This is a genomic window from Oleiphilus sp. HI0079 (assembly GCF_001635105.1).
The window spans coordinates 1-17,526 of the sequence record NZ_LWFT01000325.1; the positions used below are offsets into that span (position 1 = coordinate 1).

At 48.4% G+C, this 17,526-nt stretch carries 16 protein-coding genes; 9 read left to right on the forward strand and 7 right to left on the reverse strand.

Annotation, left to right across the window (positions count from 1 at the left end):
• From rho to A3750_RS04445, 3 genes are all read left to right on the forward strand, one after another.
• A partial coding sequence (gene rho, locus A3750_RS04435; protein WP_068548052.1) for a transcription termination factor Rho occupies nt 1-767 on the forward strand: 767 nt, incomplete at its 5' end.
• Nucleotides 768-834: 67 nt separating this feature from the next.
• On the forward strand, nt 835-2,316 hold the full coding sequence (gene ubiD / locus A3750_RS04440; RefSeq protein WP_068456714.1) for a 4-hydroxy-3-polyprenylbenzoate decarboxylase: 1,482 nt from the start codon (nt 835-837) through the stop codon (nt 2,314-2,316).
• Nucleotides 2,313-3,329 carry a 2Fe-2S iron-sulfur cluster-binding protein gene (locus tag A3750_RS04445; protein ID WP_068456717.1) on the forward strand — a complete coding sequence of 339 codons (1,017 nt, stop codon included), beginning with the start codon at nt 2,313-2,315 and terminating at the stop codon, nt 3,327-3,329. The genes ubiD and A3750_RS04445 overlap by 4 nt, the downstream gene beginning before the upstream one ends.
• On the opposite strand, the gene A3750_RS04450 is transcribed toward A3750_RS04445, so the two are convergent.
• The 7 genes from A3750_RS04450 to A3750_RS04480 all read right to left on the reverse strand — a co-directional run bounded on the left by A3750_RS04450 (nt 3,326) and on the right by A3750_RS04480 (nt 9,914).
• Nucleotides 3,326-4,567: a heme biosynthesis HemY N-terminal domain-containing protein gene (locus A3750_RS04450; protein WP_068456720.1), complete on the reverse strand. Its 1,242-nt coding sequence runs from the start codon at nt 4,565-4,567 to the stop codon at nt 3,326-3,328. The genes A3750_RS04445 and A3750_RS04450 overlap by 4 nt on opposite strands.
• Complete coding sequence (locus A3750_RS04455; protein ID WP_068465703.1) at nt 4,564-5,757, reverse strand: uroporphyrinogen-III C-methyltransferase; 1,194 nt, start codon at nt 5,755-5,757, stop codon at nt 4,564-4,566. Before A3750_RS04455 ends, A3750_RS04450 begins: the two co-directional genes overlap by 4 nt.
• A 77-nt stretch (nt 5,758-5,834) precedes the next feature.
• Nucleotides 5,835-6,599 carry a uroporphyrinogen-III synthase gene (locus A3750_RS04460; protein ID WP_068456973.1) on the reverse strand — a complete coding sequence of 255 codons (765 nt, stop codon included), beginning with the start codon at nt 6,597-6,599 and terminating at the stop codon, nt 5,835-5,837.
• Nucleotides 6,596-7,540 carry a hydroxymethylbilane synthase gene (gene hemC, locus A3750_RS04465; RefSeq protein WP_068453223.1) on the reverse strand — a complete coding sequence of 315 codons (945 nt, stop codon included), beginning with the start codon at nt 7,538-7,540 and terminating at the stop codon, nt 6,596-6,598. Before hemC ends, A3750_RS04460 begins: the two co-directional genes overlap by 4 nt.
• A 65-nt stretch (nt 7,541-7,605) precedes the next feature.
• Nucleotides 7,606-7,947, reverse strand: a complete 342-nt coding sequence (locus tag A3750_RS04470) for a hypothetical protein (protein WP_068453225.1) — start codon at nt 7,945-7,947, stop codon at nt 7,606-7,608.
• Nucleotides 7,948-8,116: 169 nt separating this feature from the next.
• Nucleotides 8,117-8,860 (reverse strand): LytTR family DNA-binding domain-containing protein, encoded by a 744-nt coding sequence (locus A3750_RS04475; RefSeq protein WP_068453227.1) that lies wholly within the window; start codon nt 8,858-8,860, stop codon nt 8,117-8,119.
• 10 nt (nt 8,861-8,870) lie between these two features.
• The gene (locus A3750_RS04480) at nt 8,871-9,914 is read right to left on the reverse strand and encodes a sensor histidine kinase (RefSeq protein WP_068453229.1); all 1,044 of its coding nucleotides are present in this window, start codon (nt 9,912-9,914) and stop codon (nt 8,871-8,873) included.
• An 86-nt stretch (nt 9,915-10,000) separates the two neighbouring features.
• Between A3750_RS04480 and argH the strand changes: the two genes are divergently transcribed.
• The 6 genes from argH (at nt 10,001) to A3750_RS04505 (ending at nt 17,519) form a co-directional block, all read left to right on the forward strand.
• Nucleotides 10,001-11,401, forward strand: a complete 1,401-nt coding sequence (argH, locus tag A3750_RS04485) for an argininosuccinate lyase (RefSeq protein ID WP_068453241.1) — start codon at nt 10,001-10,003, stop codon at nt 11,399-11,401.
• 121 nt (nt 11,402-11,522) lie between these two features.
• Nucleotides 11,523-14,378, forward strand: a complete 2,856-nt coding sequence (locus A3750_RS04490) for a class I adenylate cyclase (RefSeq protein ID WP_068453231.1) — start codon at nt 11,523-11,525, stop codon at nt 14,376-14,378.
• Between the two features lie 94 nt (nt 14,379-14,472).
• The gene (locus A3750_RS24820) at nt 14,473-14,625 is read left to right on the forward strand and encodes a lipoprotein (RefSeq protein ID WP_082863073.1); all 153 of its coding nucleotides are present in this window, start codon (nt 14,473-14,475) and stop codon (nt 14,623-14,625) included.
• Between the two features lie 32 nt (nt 14,626-14,657).
• Nucleotides 14,658-15,908: a diaminopimelate decarboxylase gene (lysA, locus tag A3750_RS04495; RefSeq protein WP_068453233.1), complete on the forward strand. Its 1,251-nt coding sequence runs from the start codon at nt 14,658-14,660 to the stop codon at nt 15,906-15,908.
• A 5-nt stretch (nt 15,909-15,913) separates the two neighbouring features.
• Nucleotides 15,914-16,744 (forward strand): diaminopimelate epimerase, encoded by an 831-nt coding sequence (gene dapF, locus A3750_RS04500; RefSeq protein WP_068453235.1) that lies wholly within the window; start codon nt 15,914-15,916, stop codon nt 16,742-16,744.
• A gap of 34 nt (nt 16,745-16,778) precedes the next feature.
• Entirely contained in the window at nt 16,779-17,519 is a 741-nt protein-coding gene (locus A3750_RS04505) for a DUF484 family protein (protein WP_068453237.1), read from the forward strand.
• The last annotated feature ends 7 nt before the right edge of the window (nt 17,520-17,526 follow it).

Consider the following 17,526-nt stretch of genomic DNA (forward strand, 5'->3'; position numbering starts at 1 on the left):
CACCTATCGGTAAAGGCCAGCGTGGTTTGGTTGTTTCTCCGCCAAAGGCAGGTAAAACCCTAATGATGCAAAATATTGCGCAGTCAATTGCGCGCAATAGTCCTGAGTGTCATTTGATGGTGTTGCTGATTGACGAGCGGCCTGAAGAAGTAACTGAGATGCAGCGATCTGTTCGCGGCGAAGTGGTTGCGAGTACGTTTGATGAACCTCCTGCGCGCCATGTTCAGGTAGCAGAAATGGTCATCGAGAAAGCCAAGCGACTTGTTGAGCATAAGCAGGATGTTGTCATTATTCTTGATTCGATTACACGTCTTGCTCGCGCATACAATACGATTATTCCAAGCTCGGGTAAGGTGCTCACCGGTGGTGTCGATGCGCATGCACTTGAGCGTCCAAAGCGTTTCTTTGGTGCAGCGCGGAATGTGGAAGAGGGCGGTAGTTTGACGATTATTGCGACCGCGCTTGTCGATACCGGCTCCAAGATGGACGAAGTGATCTATGAAGAGTTCAAAGGCACCGGTAATATGGAAGTGCACCTTGATCGGAAGATCGCTGAGAAGCGCACGTACCCTGCAATAAACATCCGTCGTTCAGGTACGCGTCGCGAAGATCTGTTGATGTCTGAAGATGAATTGCAACGCGTTTGGATTTTGCGCAAGTTGCTTCACAATATGGATGATGACATTGCAGCCACTGAATTCCTGATCGATAAACTCAAAGATACGAAGACCAATGATGAGTTCTTCTTGGCGATGAAGAAGCGCTAAGACATTCAAGATTGATAAAAAGCCGGCTATCGATAGTCGGCTTTTTCATTTGCGGCGTAAGAGAAGCATGAAATACAAAGACCTTAGAGATTTTATATCGCAACTTGAAGCGCAGGGCGAACTCGTTCGCGTTAAAGCTGAAGTTGATCCGCACCTTGAGATGACAGAGATATGTGACCGAACTCTTAGGGCTGGTGGCCCGGCAATCTTGTTTGAGAACCCAAAAGGCTTTGATACGCCTGTATTGGGTAACCTGTTCGGTACGCCTCGCCGCGTTGCTTTAGGGATGGGGCAGGAGAATGTGTCGGCTTTGCGAGAGGTTGGCAAATTGCTGGCCTTTTTGAAGGAGCCAGATCCGCCAAAAGGGATTAAAGACGCATTCCAGAAGTTGCCTATCTTTAAACAGGTCATGAACATGGGGCCCAAAGTGTTGCGCCATGCTCCCTGTCAGGAAGTGGTGGTCGAAAAAGCCGATGTCGATCTGAGTAGAATTCCCGTTCAAACCTGCTGGCCAGGCGATGCCGGTCCGTTGATTACTTGGCCTTTAGTGGTAACGAAGGGACCTGATCCAGAGAAAGAGCGGCAGAACTTGGGAATCTATCGTCAGCAGGTCATTGGTAAAAATCGTGTCATCATGCGTTGGCTTTCACATCGAGGAGGCGCCCTCGATCTTCAAGCGTGGCAACAGAAAAATCCAGGCCAGCCATTTCCCGTAGCCGTAGCATTAGGTGCTGATCCAGCAACTATATTGGGTGCCGTTACGCCTGTTCCTGACTCGCTTTCAGAGTATGCTTTTGCAGGCTTGTTGCGTGGTGGAAAAACGGAAACGGTGAAAACCATGCATAGCGATTTGACTGTACCAGCCAGTGCCGAGTATGTGCTTGAAGGGTTTATCTATCCGGATGATCTGGCGCCTGAAGGGCCTTTTGGTGACCACACAGGGTATTATAATGAGGTTGATCAGTTCCCGGTATTTACCGTAGAGCGCATAACGCATCGAAAAAATCCGATCTATCACAGCACCTATACGGGCCGTCCGCCAGATGAGCCGGCGATTCTAGGGCTTGCATTAAACGAAGTCTTTATTCCAATCTTACAAAAGCAATTTCCAGAAATTGTCGATTTTTACTTGCCACCTGAAGGCTGCTCATATCGGCTCGCGGTCGTGACCATGAAAAAGCAATACCCTGGTCATGCGAAGCGTGTGATGATGGGGGTTTGGTCTTTTTTGCGTCAGTTCATGTATACCAAGTTTGTGATCGTTACCGATGATGATGTCGATGCGCGTAACTGGGAAGATGTGATCTGGGCCATTACTACCCGTATGGATCCTGCTCGAGATACGACGTTGGTCGAAAGTACGCCTATCGACTATCTTGATTTTGCTTCTCCTATTTCGGGTCTTGGTTCAAAGATGGGGATGGATGCAACGCATAAGTGGCCCGGGGAAACAGATCGAGAATGGGGACGCGTCATTGAGATGGACCCAGCTGTAAAACAGCGTGTAGATGATATTTGGGATAAACTCGGAATTCCGATCAAGAAATGACGTTTTCTGTCACGATTGAGCCAAAAGGTCTGACGTTCACTTGCGCGGAAGAGCAAAGCATTGCCGAAGCCGCTCAAGAGTCTGGAGTGCGTTTTCCCATTAGTTGTCGGAATGGGGTTTGCCATATCTGTCGTGCAAAGCTTGAGTTAGGCGTTGTGTCTACTCCTACAGGCCTCGTTGCTCAGCAATCTCAGGATGGAACACCCAACGACGTATTTGTTTGTCATGCCAAACCAAGGTCTGACCTAATTTTAAGGATGGACGGGGTCTATGGCCCCAAAGAACTACCAATGAAAAATATTATTTGTCAGATACAGTCTGTAAGTGTGTTGCAGGGTGACGTATACCAAGTGATTCTTGAATTGCCAGCGGGTAAACCGGTGGCTTTTTTTGCTGGACAATATTTAGCGCTTGATCTGCCTCAGCGAGACGAAGACGCGTACTTTTCTATTGCGAGCGCTCCGGGACTTAGGGAGATTGAGCTGCATATTCAGGCGGATCCGCATCTAGAAAAAGCGTTGGAGATTGTGAAGTTCCTTCAAGACAACAAGTCGGTCAGTGTGAAGCTGCCATTTGGTAAGGCTTGTCTTGATCGTGTCCCCTCCTCTGCAGTGTTATTACTTGCTGCGGGAACCGGATTTGCGCAGATGAAAAGCATCATCGAGTATCTTTTAGCGAACGGCTTTCAGCAAGAGTTGAGTCTCTACTGGACCGCGAGAAAGCAAAGCGATTTGTATGCGCTAGAAAGCGTGCAGAACCTTGCGGAAACGCACGAAAATTTTCGTTTTGAATGTGTAGTTACAGAAACGCTTGATCCAACCTGTACGGAACATCATAGCTTGCTAGCGGATGCGATCTTGAGTAGTCACGATGATTTGTCCAATAGCCTCGTATTTGCCGCCGGCTCACCAAAATTGGTTTATACATCGCTTGATGCGCTTGAGCAGGCAGGCCTATCGCAAGAGCATTTTTATTCTGATGTGCTTGAGTATGTCAGCCGTGATCAAATCTAGTGATTGCTTCGCGTTAAGCGCGGCTGTGGTAACTCTGGTAGTTGGATATGGTTCATTAGATTGTTGAGCAGGTTTTCGGTCTCTTTCTCGGGTTTACCTAAATGAGTGAACAAGCGATAGAGTTCTGCAACCGCTTCAAGCGAGGCCTGTTGTTTCTGGCTTGCGGCAAGATACTCGGCCGCCTTGCCCCATAGTTCACAGCGAAGAGATAGGCGCCCAAGTGCAAGCAGCAGCCTAGGGCTGTTCGGACGCTCCTTTAGCCATTTCTCTGCATGTAATAGCTGCTCGGTTCTATCTTTGCCTTGAGTGCGCCCGTAAGCGTCCGCAAGATTCTCACTCCAGTTGTTATCAAGCGCTTTGCGAAGAATAACTTCCGCTTCGTAATCCGCACGAATCGCTAGAAGTTCCCGTGTGTAGGCATAAATTACGTGTTCATCAAAACGATACTTGCCGGGTACTCTTTTCCAAAGCTCCGATAGTGTTTCGGTGATCTCAGCCTTTTCTTGGCTCGCCTCAAACTTCTTAGCGTAGCTAGCAAAAAGCTTTGCCCAAATGCTGCGTTCGAACTCTTCATCCAGGTGAACAAGCTTACTTTGTTCACCTTCAAAGCACCGGACGAGTTGTTCCCAGTCTTCTAGTTCCGTGTAGACCTTAACGAGCAGCTGGGCGACATAGGGATGCTTGGGGTATTTGTTTTGTAAGCGAACAAGCACCGCTAGCGCTGCCTCGAATCGACCAACCTCGATATGCAGTCGAGCTTGTGTAAGGCTTGCGGCAAGCTCAGAGCCACCAGATAACTGGTGCGCCCGCTTAAGAATCTCGGCAGACTGTTTGTGGTTGCCTTGCTGGTGAGCCGCATTTGCTGCTGCCAGTAAATTAACGATGGGCATGCGCGCGTGCTTCGCGGATTGCGTAAGTAGCTTTTGTGCGCTGTCCCAATCTCCTTCAAGAAACGCCAATAACCCTGACTCACTCTGTTGGTTTGCCTTTTTCTTAGGCCGTATTCGATTCCAATGAAGGACGCCGCCCGCGCTTTTCTTAAAACTTCTGAGTAAGCCAAAGATGAGATAGAGACCGGAAGCGGCCATGATGATTAAAGCGAGCAAGACCCACAAGTTTGTTTCGATTAGCCAGTGCCCATAGGTAATTTGAACATAGCCTGTATCGTATTGAATGCCTTTAACGATCAACGCTGTGACGAATAAGGCGCAGACAATGAGGAAAAATAAGCGTCTCATTCGGTCGCGTCCTCGTTGTTTGATTTATCGGCTGGCGCACGCATATCCAGTGTACGATCGCGATATTTCTGTTCAATCTTGCTTCTTAGAAGTTCTAACGAGCCAGAGATCTCTAGATCTTCCTGGTGTGGTCGTGCCTCATTGATGGCCAAAAGCTCTGAGAGAAGCGCATCTATTCTGGCATCGTTTTGAGGGAAGCTATTGCGAGCCCATTCGATGCTGCCACCGAGCTGTGTCGAAAACGCATCTAAGCGATGACGCATTAAGAGTAGTTTTGCCTGTTCGATTCGAAGTGCCAAATTCTGTTTAAGGTAGGCAGAATATTCCGGTGAAGGCGGTAACGAATGAGGTTCTTCACTGCGTTGAATTGAAATGGCGCGACTAAACGCAGATTCAAGTTTTGTGACTAAGCGTTGCCACCAGTTTTGCTCATTCGATTGTTCTGGTGCTTGCGCCGTCTGAGTGGTTGTGGCGTTGCTAGTTTTAGATGAGACTATTTTCTTATCCAAGTTGAGTGAGGCAAGCTGATTCGAGACTGCGTTTAGGCGCATCAACAATGTGTCGATTTGTCCGCGTGCTTGGCTGCGTAAAAGAAGGAGCTCTTCCGCGATTTTTATTCGCACAGGCATGAGTGCAGGATCATTGATTTCTGCAAGCACATCATTTGCCGCTTCAAGCAGCGCTTCGCTCGTGCTTGGATCTTTTTCGATGACCAAACGTTGGTTGGCGATGCGCAGCAGGTATTCAGCTTGTGCTAAAAGCCAGTCTTTACGAGTGCTGCCTCTAATAGCGTTAATCTGTGAAACAAAGTTATCAATGTTGACTTGTTGTTGTCGCAGCAGAGCATCGATCTCTGTTTGACGGTTTATGAGCTTTTCATTCAGCGCCTGTTCAGAACTTTGAAGGTTCGAAAGCGCTTGGTTCTGATGCACAAGCTGATCTGTAAGCGTTCTGATCGCATTGGTGCCGGCGTCTTGCTTTTGCCACAGCTGCATTCCGAAATAGCCGCCGATGGCAATGGCTGTGATGACGATAAGCAAGAGCGCGAGTATTCCCGCGCTTCCGCCGCGCTCAGATGTCTTCTCGACCGTTGATGCTTTGGCTTGTTTGGTTTGCGTCGGCGATGAAGGAGCCGGCTGGGGTGTTGGCTTTTCTTGCGTTACCGTGGTGCTTGGCTTTTCTTCGCTCACTGTAGACCTGCGCTTTATGTTCTTTTAAACCAAAGCTTAGCCCTAAAGTGAGTGCTTTTCACTTAGCAATTGTTCATTTAAGCGGGCCGAGCCAGAGCTTTAATGATATCGATTGGTCTGAGCTGTTCAGAAACCTGCGTCTTTTGATAACCCAAGCTTTGAGCATGCTTCGCTACGCGCTCGCTCGGAACGATAAGCCTAGTCCCCGTTGGGGTTGCACTAATAGATTTTGCGAGAGAATGGAGGTTGTCTAAGGTTTCTGCGCTGAGAGTGACAATGCTGGTCGCGCCAAAATCACTGATACTCTCTTGAAGCGTTTGATCGGAGTATTCTGGTGTAACGCGCTCATATAATTCAATTGTGGTGACTTTTGCCCCTCGATCCCTCAAGCCTTGCTCCAGCTTGCTTCGACCCTCTTTGCCTTTCGCAATCAGAATCTTTTGGCCTTTGACGTGATTAAGTTCAGGCGTATCGAGCAGGCCTTCGCTGCTATAGTCCTGATCCGGGATGGAGACGCTGAGGTCTGCTTCTGCAAGCAGTTGGGTGGTTTTTCGGCCAATACCGAACCACTTCTGATCAGCCGGCGCTTGGGGCCACAGCTCATCCACGTAGTGGATCAACTGTGTTGCTGCATGTTGGCTCACCACGACCACTTTTTCGTATTGATCAAGGGCATAAATGATGTTTTTGACTTGAGGTGTCAGAGCAAGCGTTCGCACCTCAATACAAGGCAGGGAGTAGGTCTCTGCGCCAACTGACTCCAATACCTTGCACAGCTCAGAGGCTGACGGTTCAGGTCGGCAGACAAGTACTTTGTGCCCTTCGAGAATGGCTTTGATCATGATTGATACGCAGCTTCAAGAAGTGCTTCGGCTCCCTGCTCGAGGAGCTGCTCGGCGATATCGATACCAAGCACTTTTGGCTGACTCTGTTTGATCGAAATCGAACTTTTTGCGGTGAGAATTTTCGAGCCATCAATTGCGGCGACCAAACCTCGAAGAGTGAGTATATCGCCATTCAGTTCAGCAAAGCCGGCAATGGGTACTTGGCACCCGCCTTCAAGGCGTGTATTCATCGCTCGTTCTGCCAAAACACAATGGTTGGTTTCTTCATCAATTAGCGGTGCGAGCAATTTTTTTATTTCGGTATCGTTGCTTCTACATTCAATCCCGAGCGCGCCTTGGCCTACGGCGGGTAAAGACTGCTCAGCAGGCAGCACTTGTTTAATTCGATCGTGAAAGCCAAGTCGACGTAAACCTGAGTCGGCAAGAATGATGGCATCGTACTCTCCGGCATCAAGTTTGCCGAGGCGCGTGTTGACGTTGCCGCGCAAGCCTTTAATCTGCAGGTCTGGCCGAAGGGCAGCAATTTGGCTTTGCCTCCTTAAACTAGAGGTTCCAACAACGGACCCTTCAGGTAGTGCGTCAATGGAATCGTATTGGTTGCTTACAAATGCGTCGAACGGACTTTCTCGTTTGCAGATGGCGGCGAGTTCGAGCCCTTCTGGGAAGTGCATTGGCACATCTTTCATCGAGTGTACGGCGATGTCGGTATTTCCTGCCAGCATGGACTGCTCTAATTCTTTGACGAAAAGCCCTTTGCCACCAATTTTGGCAAGAGGGACATCAAGTATTTGGTCACCTTTGGTGGTCATCCCGACAATTTCTACTTCCAGACCGGGATGCAGAGATTCAAGCTGGGCTTTGATGTGTTCGCTCTGCCAAAGTGCTAGGGCGCTTTCACGCGATGCGATACGTATTTTAGAAGGAGTGGTATTGGACATGGTGCCCCTCAACAAGAAATTTGGGGCATTATAACGAGGTTTTTAAGGAATGTGCTGGAGGGAGGTTAAAAGTTCAGCTTGAGCTCTAATTCAACTTCGTCTTCTTTCACTTTGAAGCGTGTGCGGGTGCGATCAACGTAGTCGGAAAAGCTGCGCGCGATCTTACCTTCGCCTTTTCCACCAAATGTCATGATGCGCTCGCTGTCAAAATTGAATACTTTGTGGATCATGGCGCGAACGATTTTACTGTAGGGTATTTTTGTAGAAGGTTGTTGGTCAACCAGAATAGTGTCCTCGTCATTTGCAGGAATATGCGGGTTTGCGAAAGTGATTGTCGAGAAGCTCAAAAGAACTGCTAGCAGGGCTGCGATCCCTGAAGCTTGCTTACTGTTTGGTGTTTTTCCCACGAATGATTACCTCGCGATTCAACTCATTGAACGAAATCATACCGAAAGCGGGGCGGTTGTTTTGTGAACTACTTTTCCAAGTGGCTGCAGAGTGAGAACGGTGTCTAGTTCTTTGCTAAGTCCGCGTTAAATTTGCGCGAAAGTACTCAAAAATAGACTTCTAAGGGCGCTATTTATTCTCAAATGCGTCGCGTACGCTACTCACATGGCGTCGACTAACTTCAATTTTCTGTCCTTCGCTGAGAACCAGATAGTAGCCGCTTTCAGGGCTTTTCAACATTTTCTTAATGTGTCGTATGTTAACGAGTGTGCTGCGATGCGTGCGGATGAAAACATCTTCATACTGCTGTTCTAGTTCTTTAAGCGTTTGATTGCTTAGTGTTTCTCCGTTTTTATGTATAACGCTAAGATATTTGTGATCCGCTCTAAATAAAAGGATGTCTTGCAGGGGAAGTCGTTCTTGGCCATTCCAGGTGTTCGCGATGAAAGACTCTTCGTTCTGCTCTTCTTGATGTAACTCATCTAGGCTTTTTAGATGGGCCAGGCTAAGCTTTTTCGCCTGCTTCAAGGCGTGAGCGAGTTCTTCGTTTCTCACTGGTTTGAGCAAATAACCGACGGCGTTTGCCTGAAACGCTTTGAGGGCATATTCATCATATGCAGTGCAAAAAATAATGGCTGGTGGCGGTTCAAGGTCTGCGATGACCCTCGCAGCTTCGATGCCATCAATATCCGGCATTCGAATATCGAGTAATGCTAAATCTGGATGATGCTCTCGTGAGAGCTCGATGGCATGTCGACCGTTTTCTGCTTGAGCAATAACACGAAATCCCTCCATGCTTTCGATCATGCGAGTGAGCCTATCTCTGGCTAGGCTTTCGTCATCGGCAATGAGTACAGTGAGTTCAGTATGCATGCGAGTTCTATTATCTGGATGTCCGCGCAGGCAGGCGCAGAGTGGTTGTAAATACATCGTCCAGTTTGCTGGTTTTGATCAGGGCTTGATCGGAATACAGCGCAGCGAGGCGGTCAGCAATATTACCAAGAGCAATTTGATTGCCATGACGCGTCTGCTCTTTACTGGAAACTGGATTAGAAATAAGAAGATAGATGGTTTTTTGTTTCAGATACGCTTCGAAGCGAATTGTGCCTCCCTCTGGTATGGGCTGTATGCCGTGGTAAATTGCATTTTCGACCAATGGCTGGAGTGTAAGTGGAGGGATCAGGAAATTCAGTACCTGATCTTCAATTTGCCACTCGAGCTTGAGTCTTTCTCCAAGGCGTAAGCCTTCTATATTTAGGTATTTTTCGCAGAGCTTAAGTTCTTCTCGGATCGTGACATAGCTGTTTTTTGTGTTCAGCGTTGCGCGAAACAGCTCTGATAAATCGAGCACTGCGTTCTCGGCTTGTTCTGGCTTGCTGCTGATAAGGCTAGCGATGCTGTTCATGCTGTTAAACAAAAAATGCGGGCGAATTCGGGACTGTAGAGCTTCGATGCGCGAGCTAAGTTCCGCTTTTTCACGCTGCTTAGCTAGAAAGTCCAGGTATGCATAACGAAGAAAGAGGCCGCAGGTGAGCGCCGCAATTAAGGTGTTTCTGGCGATGAAAAGAGCGCCTTGCGGGCTTTCATATGCCAGAAATCGTGCGCCGAGCCAGCTAAAAAATGCAGAAAGTATAAGTACGATACTCAGCGCAAAGGCTGCTTGAGTGATAATGCCGCGCTCGCCAATATATTTTCGTAGCAGGCAAAGCGTGGCGCTCGCGCTCAAGCCTATGCAATGCAAGGTTAGCGATGTAAAGCCCAAGATTTGCCAATTTAACAAAACCTCATGCGACTTTATTAACGTAATCACGAAGGCGAGAATCTGTACGCTCAATATGACAATGAACAAATTCTGCGGATCGCAGAGGTTGGGTATAAAACTCTTGTTGAATGGTCTGCTATTAGGCGCAGGTGCCTTTTGATTCATGTTATACTTCGCCGCCTTAAATCTGGCCGTTCGCGTTGTTGGACGGTCGCAGTGAACAATTATTCAGTGTAGATGGGTTATTCAGCATGAGCAATGATTCGAGTTCGACCAACCAGTCCTGGGGTGGTCGTTTTAGTGAACCAACTGACGCCTTTGTGGCAGAGTTCACCGCATCCGTACAGTTCGACCAGCGTATGTATTTTCACGATATTCAGGGCTCGATTGCGCACGCAACCATGCTTGCAAAAGTGGGTGTATTAACCGAAGAAGAGCGTGACCAAATCGTGCAGGGCTTGCAGGAAGTGCGGTCGGATATTGAATCTGGTGATTTTGAGTGGTCTATCGCACTTGAAGATGTGCATATGAATGTCGAAGCCAAGCTGACCGAAAAGATTGGCATTACGGGTAAGAAATTGCACACAGGTCGCTCGCGTAATGATCAAGTGGCAACCGACATACGTTTGTATTTGCGTGATGAGATCGATTTTATCGCCACAGAACTTACGCGTCTTCAGCAGGGCATCGCCGGTTTGGCGAAGCGCGAAGCTGCGACCATCATGCCTGGCTTTACCCACCTGCAAACCGCGCAGCCGGTAACGTTTGGTCATCATGTGCTTGCATGGAATGAAATGCTACAGCGTGATTACGAGCGGTTGATGGATTGTCGCAAGCGGGTAAATATCATGCCACTGGGTGCGGCTGCACTCGCTGGAACCAGCTACCCCATAGATCGGGAAATGACGGCGCAACTGCTTGGTTTTGATCGTCCAAGCTACAACAGTTTGGATTCAGTAAGTGATCGCGATTTCGCTATTGAATTTTGTTCTTTCGCAAGCTTGTTGTTGATGCATCTTTCGCGCGCTTCAGAAGAGCTGATTTTATGGGCCTCTGCACAGTTTGATTTTATTGATCTCCCTGATCGTTTCTGCACAGGGTCTTCGATTATGCCGCAGAAGAAAAACCCCGATGTACCTGAATTGGTTCGTGGTAAAAGTGGTCGTGTCACAGGACATTTGATTTCGTTGTTGATGTTGATGAAGTCGCAGCCGCTTGCTTATAACAAGGACAATCAGGAAGACAAGGAGCCCTTGTTTGATGTTTTGGATACCGTTAAAGGGTGTTTGCGGGCTTATGCGGATATGGTTCCGGCCTTGCAGGTGAAGTCTGAGAACATGCGGAGCGCTGCACTAAAGGGGTTTTCAACGGCGACAGACTTGGCTGACTATCTTGTCGTTAAAGGCATGCCGTTCCGAGATGCGCATGAGGTCGTTGGTAAAGCGGTTGCGTTTGGAATTGCTGAAGCGAAAGACCTTTCTGAAATGTCACTGTCGGAATTGCAGCAATTTAGCGATACCATCCAAGATGACGTGTTTGATGTGCTTACGCTGGAAGGATCGGTCAATGCTCGCGATCATATCGGTGGCACGGCGCCTGCTCAGGTTCTTGCAGCGGCGGATCGAGTTTTTGAGGAGCTTGATAAGCGATAGGGCTGTCGTGAGAGTATTGCTTAGTTTTGGAACGGTTCTTGTTTGATTTGCTTATCAAGCAATAAACCCGTGTATTTGGCTGCTGTGATGGCAGCCCTTTGCCTATTTGATCAGCGCAGCCATGTCCTTAACTAAAAAGCGAATCATAACAGCCGATTACTCCGATGGCGTCGACAGAAAACTGTTGAGGCAAATACGTGATCGCTTTTTACTTGTAAATCAGCGCCGGCTTGATCGCACCTACGAAAGCCTGCCAAGTAAGCAGGCGGACATTCTTCGTCTTATTCCTCTTTTGTATCAAGTCAATCACCCTCTTCTGCCTGGTTATGTTTCGCGCGATGCTCCGCGGGGTGTTTCGGGGTATGCACCAGACAAAGTGGTGCTCTCTATAGCAGCGGGCTTTAGCAGAACTTTCCGCTACAAACAGGACCGTCGACACAAGGCTCAGATTCAGGCGCTTTTTATCATGGGCAGCTCGGGTACCTTAGCGCATTCCGAGGCGAGCGATGTAGATGCATGGTTGTGTGTTGACCCTTCTCTTAACGCAGATCAAGAGCAGATCTTGGCAGCCAAAGCGCGCAAGATTGATGATTGGGCAAATAAGGAAGGGTTGGAGCTGCACACGTTTGTAATGTGCGCAGAGCGATTTAAACAGGGCCAGGCTGCTCCCGCGATGGACAAGGAAAGTAGTGGTTCAGCACAGCATTTTTTATTGCTGGATGAGTTTTATCGCACCGCGATTCTTTTGACGGGTCGTTACCCGTTGTGGTGGCTTGTTCCTCCAGATGCAGAAGGCAGTTACGCTGAAATTACGCAATTATTGCTTGGCAACCGTTTTGTAAAAGAAGCCGATGTCTTAGATTTTGGTAGTACTCATACCATTCCCAAAAGCGAGCTTATTGGAGCCGGCCTGTGGCAGTTGTATAAGAGCCTTGAGTCTCCCTATAAGTCAGCACTGAAGCTATTATTGGCGGAGGTCTATGCGCGCGAGTTGCCCGAGTACCCCTGTTTAAGTGTCGAGTTCAAACAGGCGGTTTACGAAGACGAGCTAGAGCCTAGCGAACTTGATCCGTACTTTATGCTATACCGCCGACTCGAGAGTTACTTGCGCAGGCAGCAGGAGGAAAAGCGCTTGGAGTTGGTGCGAAAGAGCTTTTATTTAAAGGTGAATAAAAAGCTCTCGCGAGCCGTTAAGCCGCGAGTCGCTTCTTGGCAGCGGATGTTTATGGAGCAGCAAGTTGCGCAATGGGGTTGGGGTAAGGGAGAGTTAGCGCATTTAGATGAGCGATATGACTGGAAAGTGACGCAAGTCCTCGAAGAGCGGCAGGCCTTGTTGTCAGAACTGACCAATGCGTATCGTTTTTTAACAAGTTATGCCAGAGCTAATGCGATAGAAAGTTCTATCACTCAGCAGGATATGTCATTGCTTGGTCGAAAGCTTTATGCGGTTTTTCAGCGTAAGGCGGGCAAAATTGAGATCGTAAATCTCGGTATTACGCCCAATATTTGGGAAGAGAATTTAGCCATTCACCATGGCAGTAGTCAGGAGTTCTCCTCAGATAGCAACGCTTGGCTGTTGTACAAGAATCTTGCGAGCAGTGCAGATGCAGCATATAGCCAGCCGCTCAGAAAAAGTTCTAGTCTCGTAGAGCTGCTGGCTTGGCTGTACTTTAATGGTATTGCTACAAGATCAACCCGTCTGAGTGTGGTTCCGGGAGCGCGCGCAGTTACTATTCGCGATGTGCATAGTGCTTTAGACACCTTAGAGCAAGTTTACCCGCTGCCACTGCCTTATGTCCCGCAAAGTGCTTATGAGACCTCGGCCAAGGTTTCGCATATTTTGCTTTTAGTAAATCTTGGTGCGCAGGCTGGGGAGGACGAAGACGAGCTGATGCGTCGAATTAGCGATCGAACCGATTCGCTGAGCTACAGCTCCGAGCGGCTCAATCTTGTGTCCACTATTGATCAGGTTGTGCTGAATAGTTGGGGTGAGATATCAGCTGTACGGTATGAAGTGGGCGAGACCTTGATGCAAAATCTACAGGCGTATTTGCAGCTATGTTTGGAACAGGGTGACGAGGCATTACAGCTAATTGTGCGTTGTTTTAGTGCTTTCCGTTCTTCCGCTATCGAGACCCGCGTGAAAACGTTGTTTTACGAAGCGCGCGCACTTTTCTTTGTGGAAGGCGAGTTGCAGGATTTGCGTTATGTGCTTGAAATTGGTGAGGCGTTCTATGTCATTCAGCGCGTAGAAGAGCAGTTCCGTTTTGAACGTCATGCGAATCGTCAGATGCTTATGGAGCGATTGCAACGTACAGAGCTAAGCTATCAGCCTATCAAATTGGATAGTTACGCGCTTGAATCTTCTTTGATGCTTCGTGCTGTTCTGGCGCAGGATGAAGCTGAGGTGGTGCAGGTGTTTTATCAATTCACTGCAGAGGCGATTCACTTATGCGTGCTGGACGAGCGTGGAAGTGTTTTGGAATACCTGCTTCCGCGACAGGAGGAGGTCGTTTTTCAATCATCCATATTTAACTTTCTATCGACGGTCGTTGAGCGCAGGCAGCTTAGCGTGAGTGCACAGGCATTTGTCAGCATGCCGAGTATTATTCTCTACTCCATGACGCCTTCTGACGGCGATTTTCGAATAAAGCGCATCAAACGTATTGATTTAGTGCAAACCGAAGCTGTGCATGCAATGGGTGTGATAGATGGAGATGTCATGCATTTTGACTTGAGCTTGCAGGGGCGTGATTTTAGCGTCGCCGAATATGGAGAGCAGCAGCTTTCTGCGCTGGATCATTTCTATCGTAAAATGCGAAGCAAAGAGTCAGTTCCTTTGAAGCTGGTTGATGTGAGTTTTCCTGCAGATCCGTTAGGCATGCTCCGCAACGAAGCGCAGGGTTTTGGAACGCTCGATTATCTAAAGGTGTTTCTTGATTTTGAAGTCGGTATCAAAGGCCTTCAGATTACCTAATGGCAAGGATCTAAGCGTTAGTCTTTGCATCAGTGACAAGCTATAATCGAGCCCAAACTTCGGTATCCGCAATAGACTATTTGGGAATTCGTTTATGCTCTCTCCTGCGCGACTTGTTTTGGCAATACTGTTTATAACCGTATTGAGCGCATGTGGGCAAAAAGGCGCCTTGTATATGCCTAGCGATGAACGAGCATCAGATGAGTCGACTGAGCAGTCTCAATCGGAGCCATCACTCGAAAATTAAGGTACGCTGCGCGTAAGCGCGGTCGTTAGGTTATGGATTATTTTGTTTCAAAACAGGGCCAACTGTTTGCAGAAGATGCCGCCCTCAGTGATATCGCTGAGGAGTATGGCACACCGACTTACGTATACTCCCGAGCAACGCTAGAGCGTCATTATCATGCATATGATCGTTCCTTTGGTGACTATCCCCATCTCATTTGTTATGCCATTAAAGCGAATTCTAATCTCGCGGTTTTGAGTATTTTAGCCAAGCTTGGTTCAGGCTTCGATATCGTCTCCATTGGTGAGTTGCGCCGAGTAATCGCAGCAGGTGGCGATCCGTCGAAGGTGGTGTTTTCTGGTGTAGGAAAGCAGGCGGACGAAATGGCTGAGGCTCTCAAAGCCGGCGTTCACTGTTTTAACGTCGAGTCTGAGTCAGAGTTGTATCAGCTGAATGATGTTGCAATGGCAATGAATATGCAGGCGCCTGTTTCTTTGCGGGTCAACCCGGACGTGGATGCAAATACGCACCCGTATATTTCAACGGGGCTGAAGGACAACAAGTTTGGTGTCTCGATTGATTCCGCCTATGAGATATACAAAAAAGCGGCGCAACTGGAGGGAATCCGGGTCACCGGCATAGACTGTCATATTGGGTCGCAGCTCACGGAAACAAAGCCATTTCTAGATGCTCTTGAACGCGTGTTGCTGGTGATTGATCAGCTGGCTGAGGCCGGGATTGAGCTAGAGCATCTTGATATCGGCGGCGGACTTGGCGTTCGCTACGCAGATGAACAGCCCCCTGCGCCAGAAAGCTATGTGACGGAAGTGCTGAAGAAACTTGAGGGCCGTAATCTGACCATCATTATGGAACCGGGTCGATCTATCGCGGCGAATGCCGGTGTCTTGTTGACGCGTGTTGAGTATCTGAAAAACAACGAAGAGAAAAACTTCGCGATTGTTGATGCGGCCATGAATGATTTGATGCGACCGTCTTTGTATAGTGCGTGGCAAGAGATTGTGCCTGTGGTCCCTCGAGGTGCAGGGCAGGCTAAGCGTTATGATGTCGTTGGTCCAATCTGTGAGACAGGCGACTTTTTGGGTAAAGAGCGAGAGCTGAATATCGAAGAAGGCGATTTGCTCGCGATTCGATCGGCTGGAGCCTATGGTTTTGCGATGAGCTCCAATTACAACTCCCGCAATAGAGCGTCTGAGTTAGTGGTGGATGGTGATCGTGTTTTTGTAGCACGCCAGCGAGAAACGTTTGAAGATCAAATTCGCCTTGAACGCCCATTTGAAGAGTAAGACGCATGATCGTTGAATTTACAAAAATGCATGGTCTAGGCAATGACTTTATGGTCGTTGATATGATTAGTCAGCATGCGTTTTTCAGACCCGAACAGGTTCGCCGACTAGCAGATCGCCGGATGGGTATTGGTTTCGATCAAATGCTTCTCGTTGAGCCGCCCAGTAAGCCCGACATGGATTTCAAATACCGAATCTTCAATTCAGATGGTTCAGAGGTCGAGCAATGCGGTAATGGCGCACGCTGTTTTGCGGTGTTCGTCCGCGAGCAAGGACTGACGGATAAGTCGGTGGTTCGCGTTGAGACATCGAATGCCGATATTGAACTTTTTATTCAAGATGATGGTCGTGTGCGTGTCGATATGGGGGAGCCTGTTCTAGAGCCCGACGCCGTGCCCTTTGTTTCAGATGAGCAGCATGCCAGCTATCAGCTAGACTTAGAGGGTGAAGCCGTTGAGTTATCAGCGGTTTCCATGGGAAATCCTCATGGTGTTCTGCTTGTTGATGACGTTGCGACGGCAGACGTTGATCGGCTTGGGCCGGTTCTAGAGAGTCACCCGCGTTTTCCGAACAAGGCGAACATTGGTTTTATGGAAGTTGTGCATGCGCGCTTTATTAAGTTAAGAGTGTATGAGCGAGGTTCAGGAGAGACTCTTGCGTGCGGAACAGGCGCATGTGCCGCTGTTGTTGCAGGTATCGAGCGCGGTTTATTACAAAGTCCGGTTGAGGTGAAGCTACCGGGTGGAAATCTAAATATTGAATGGCAAGGACGAGGGCACAACTTAATTATGGTTGGGCCTGCTGTGACTGTATATAAAGGCCAGGTTCGAATCTGATATCGATAACCGGCACACGAACAAGTGAAAGACAATGACTGATGTAAACAATCAAACCCAAACACAGCCTCTCAGCGAAGACGCCGTCGTCAGCTTTTTGCGCGACAATCCTGACTTCTTTGTTACTCATGAATACTTGCTGGATGAGCTGCGTTTGCCACATAAAAGTGGCTCTGCAATCTCTCTTGGCGAGCGCCAGGTACAGGTTTTTCGTGAACATCGTGATGAACTGCGCACGCAGTTACATGAGCTTGTCGAAGCCGCGCAGCAGAATGATAAGCACTTCGAGAAAAGTAAGCGCTTGTTGCTCGATATGATGGATGTCAAAAGTCTGGACGAGATTGAATATGTTATCCAGGCTGCTTTCAAAGATGACGAGAAAATCGACTTCGCTCGGGTGGTCGTGTTCGGTGACCCGGATGATTATCCAGCAGCAAACCTTCACATCGTCAGCGAGCAAACTGCGCGCGATGAGTTAGGCACGGTGGTTGATAGTCAGGGCGCCATTTGTGGTCGATTTACGGACAAGCAACTCGATTTTTTGTTTCAACAGCAGGCAAAAGAGGTCGGTTCAGCCGCGCTCATCCCGTTGCGAAACGACACGCTTTATGGCGTTTTTAGCATAGCAAGTAAAGATCCAGCGCATTTTGATTCCTCAATGGGGTCGTTGTTCCTCTCCTACATTAGTGACTTCATTACGCGACTACTCCCGGCACTGTTATCTCGCTCAAAGAGCGCTTTGCACGCTGAGAAAGTGCCCTCTCTTTTGGATTAATATCGCG

Bases quoted from the DNA above. Each gene is read 5' to 3' on its own strand.
- ubiD (WP_068456714.1), top strand. From the start codon at position 835: ATGAAATACAAAGACCTTAGAGATTTTATATCGCAACTTGAAGCGCAG.
- A3750_RS04445 (WP_068456717.1), top strand. From the start codon at position 2,313: ATGACGTTTTCTGTCACGATTGAGCCAAAAGGTCTGACGTTCACTTGC.
- A3750_RS04450 (WP_068456720.1), bottom strand. From the start codon at position 4,567: ATGAGACGCTTATTTTTCCTCATTGTCTGCGCCTTATTCGTCACAGCG.
- A3750_RS04460 (WP_068456973.1), bottom strand. From the start codon at position 6,599: ATGATCAAAGCCATTCTCGAAGGGCACAAAGTACTTGTCTGCCGACCT.
- hemC (WP_068453223.1), bottom strand. From the start codon at position 7,540: ATGTCCAATACCACTCCTTCTAAAATACGTATCGCATCGCGTGAAAGC.
- A3750_RS04475 (WP_068453227.1), bottom strand. From the start codon at position 8,860: ATGCATACTGAACTCACTGTACTCATTGCCGATGACGAAAGCCTAGCC.
- A3750_RS04480 (WP_068453229.1), bottom strand. From the start codon at position 9,914: ATGAATCAAAAGGCACCTGCGCCTAATAGCAGACCATTCAACAAGAGT.
- argH (WP_068453241.1), top strand. From the start codon at position 10,001: ATGAGCAATGATTCGAGTTCGACCAACCAGTCCTGGGGTGGTCGTTTT.
- A3750_RS04490 (WP_068453231.1), top strand. From the start codon at position 11,523: ATGTCCTTAACTAAAAAGCGAATCATAACAGCCGATTACTCCGATGGC.
- A3750_RS24820 (WP_082863073.1), top strand. From the start codon at position 14,473: ATGCTCTCTCCTGCGCGACTTGTTTTGGCAATACTGTTTATAACCGTA.
- lysA (WP_068453233.1), top strand. From the start codon at position 14,658: ATGGATTATTTTGTTTCAAAACAGGGCCAACTGTTTGCAGAAGATGCC.
- dapF (WP_068453235.1), top strand. From the start codon at position 15,914: ATGATCGTTGAATTTACAAAAATGCATGGTCTAGGCAATGACTTTATG.
- A3750_RS04505 (WP_068453237.1), top strand. From the start codon at position 16,779: ATGACTGATGTAAACAATCAAACCCAAACACAGCCTCTCAGCGAAGAC.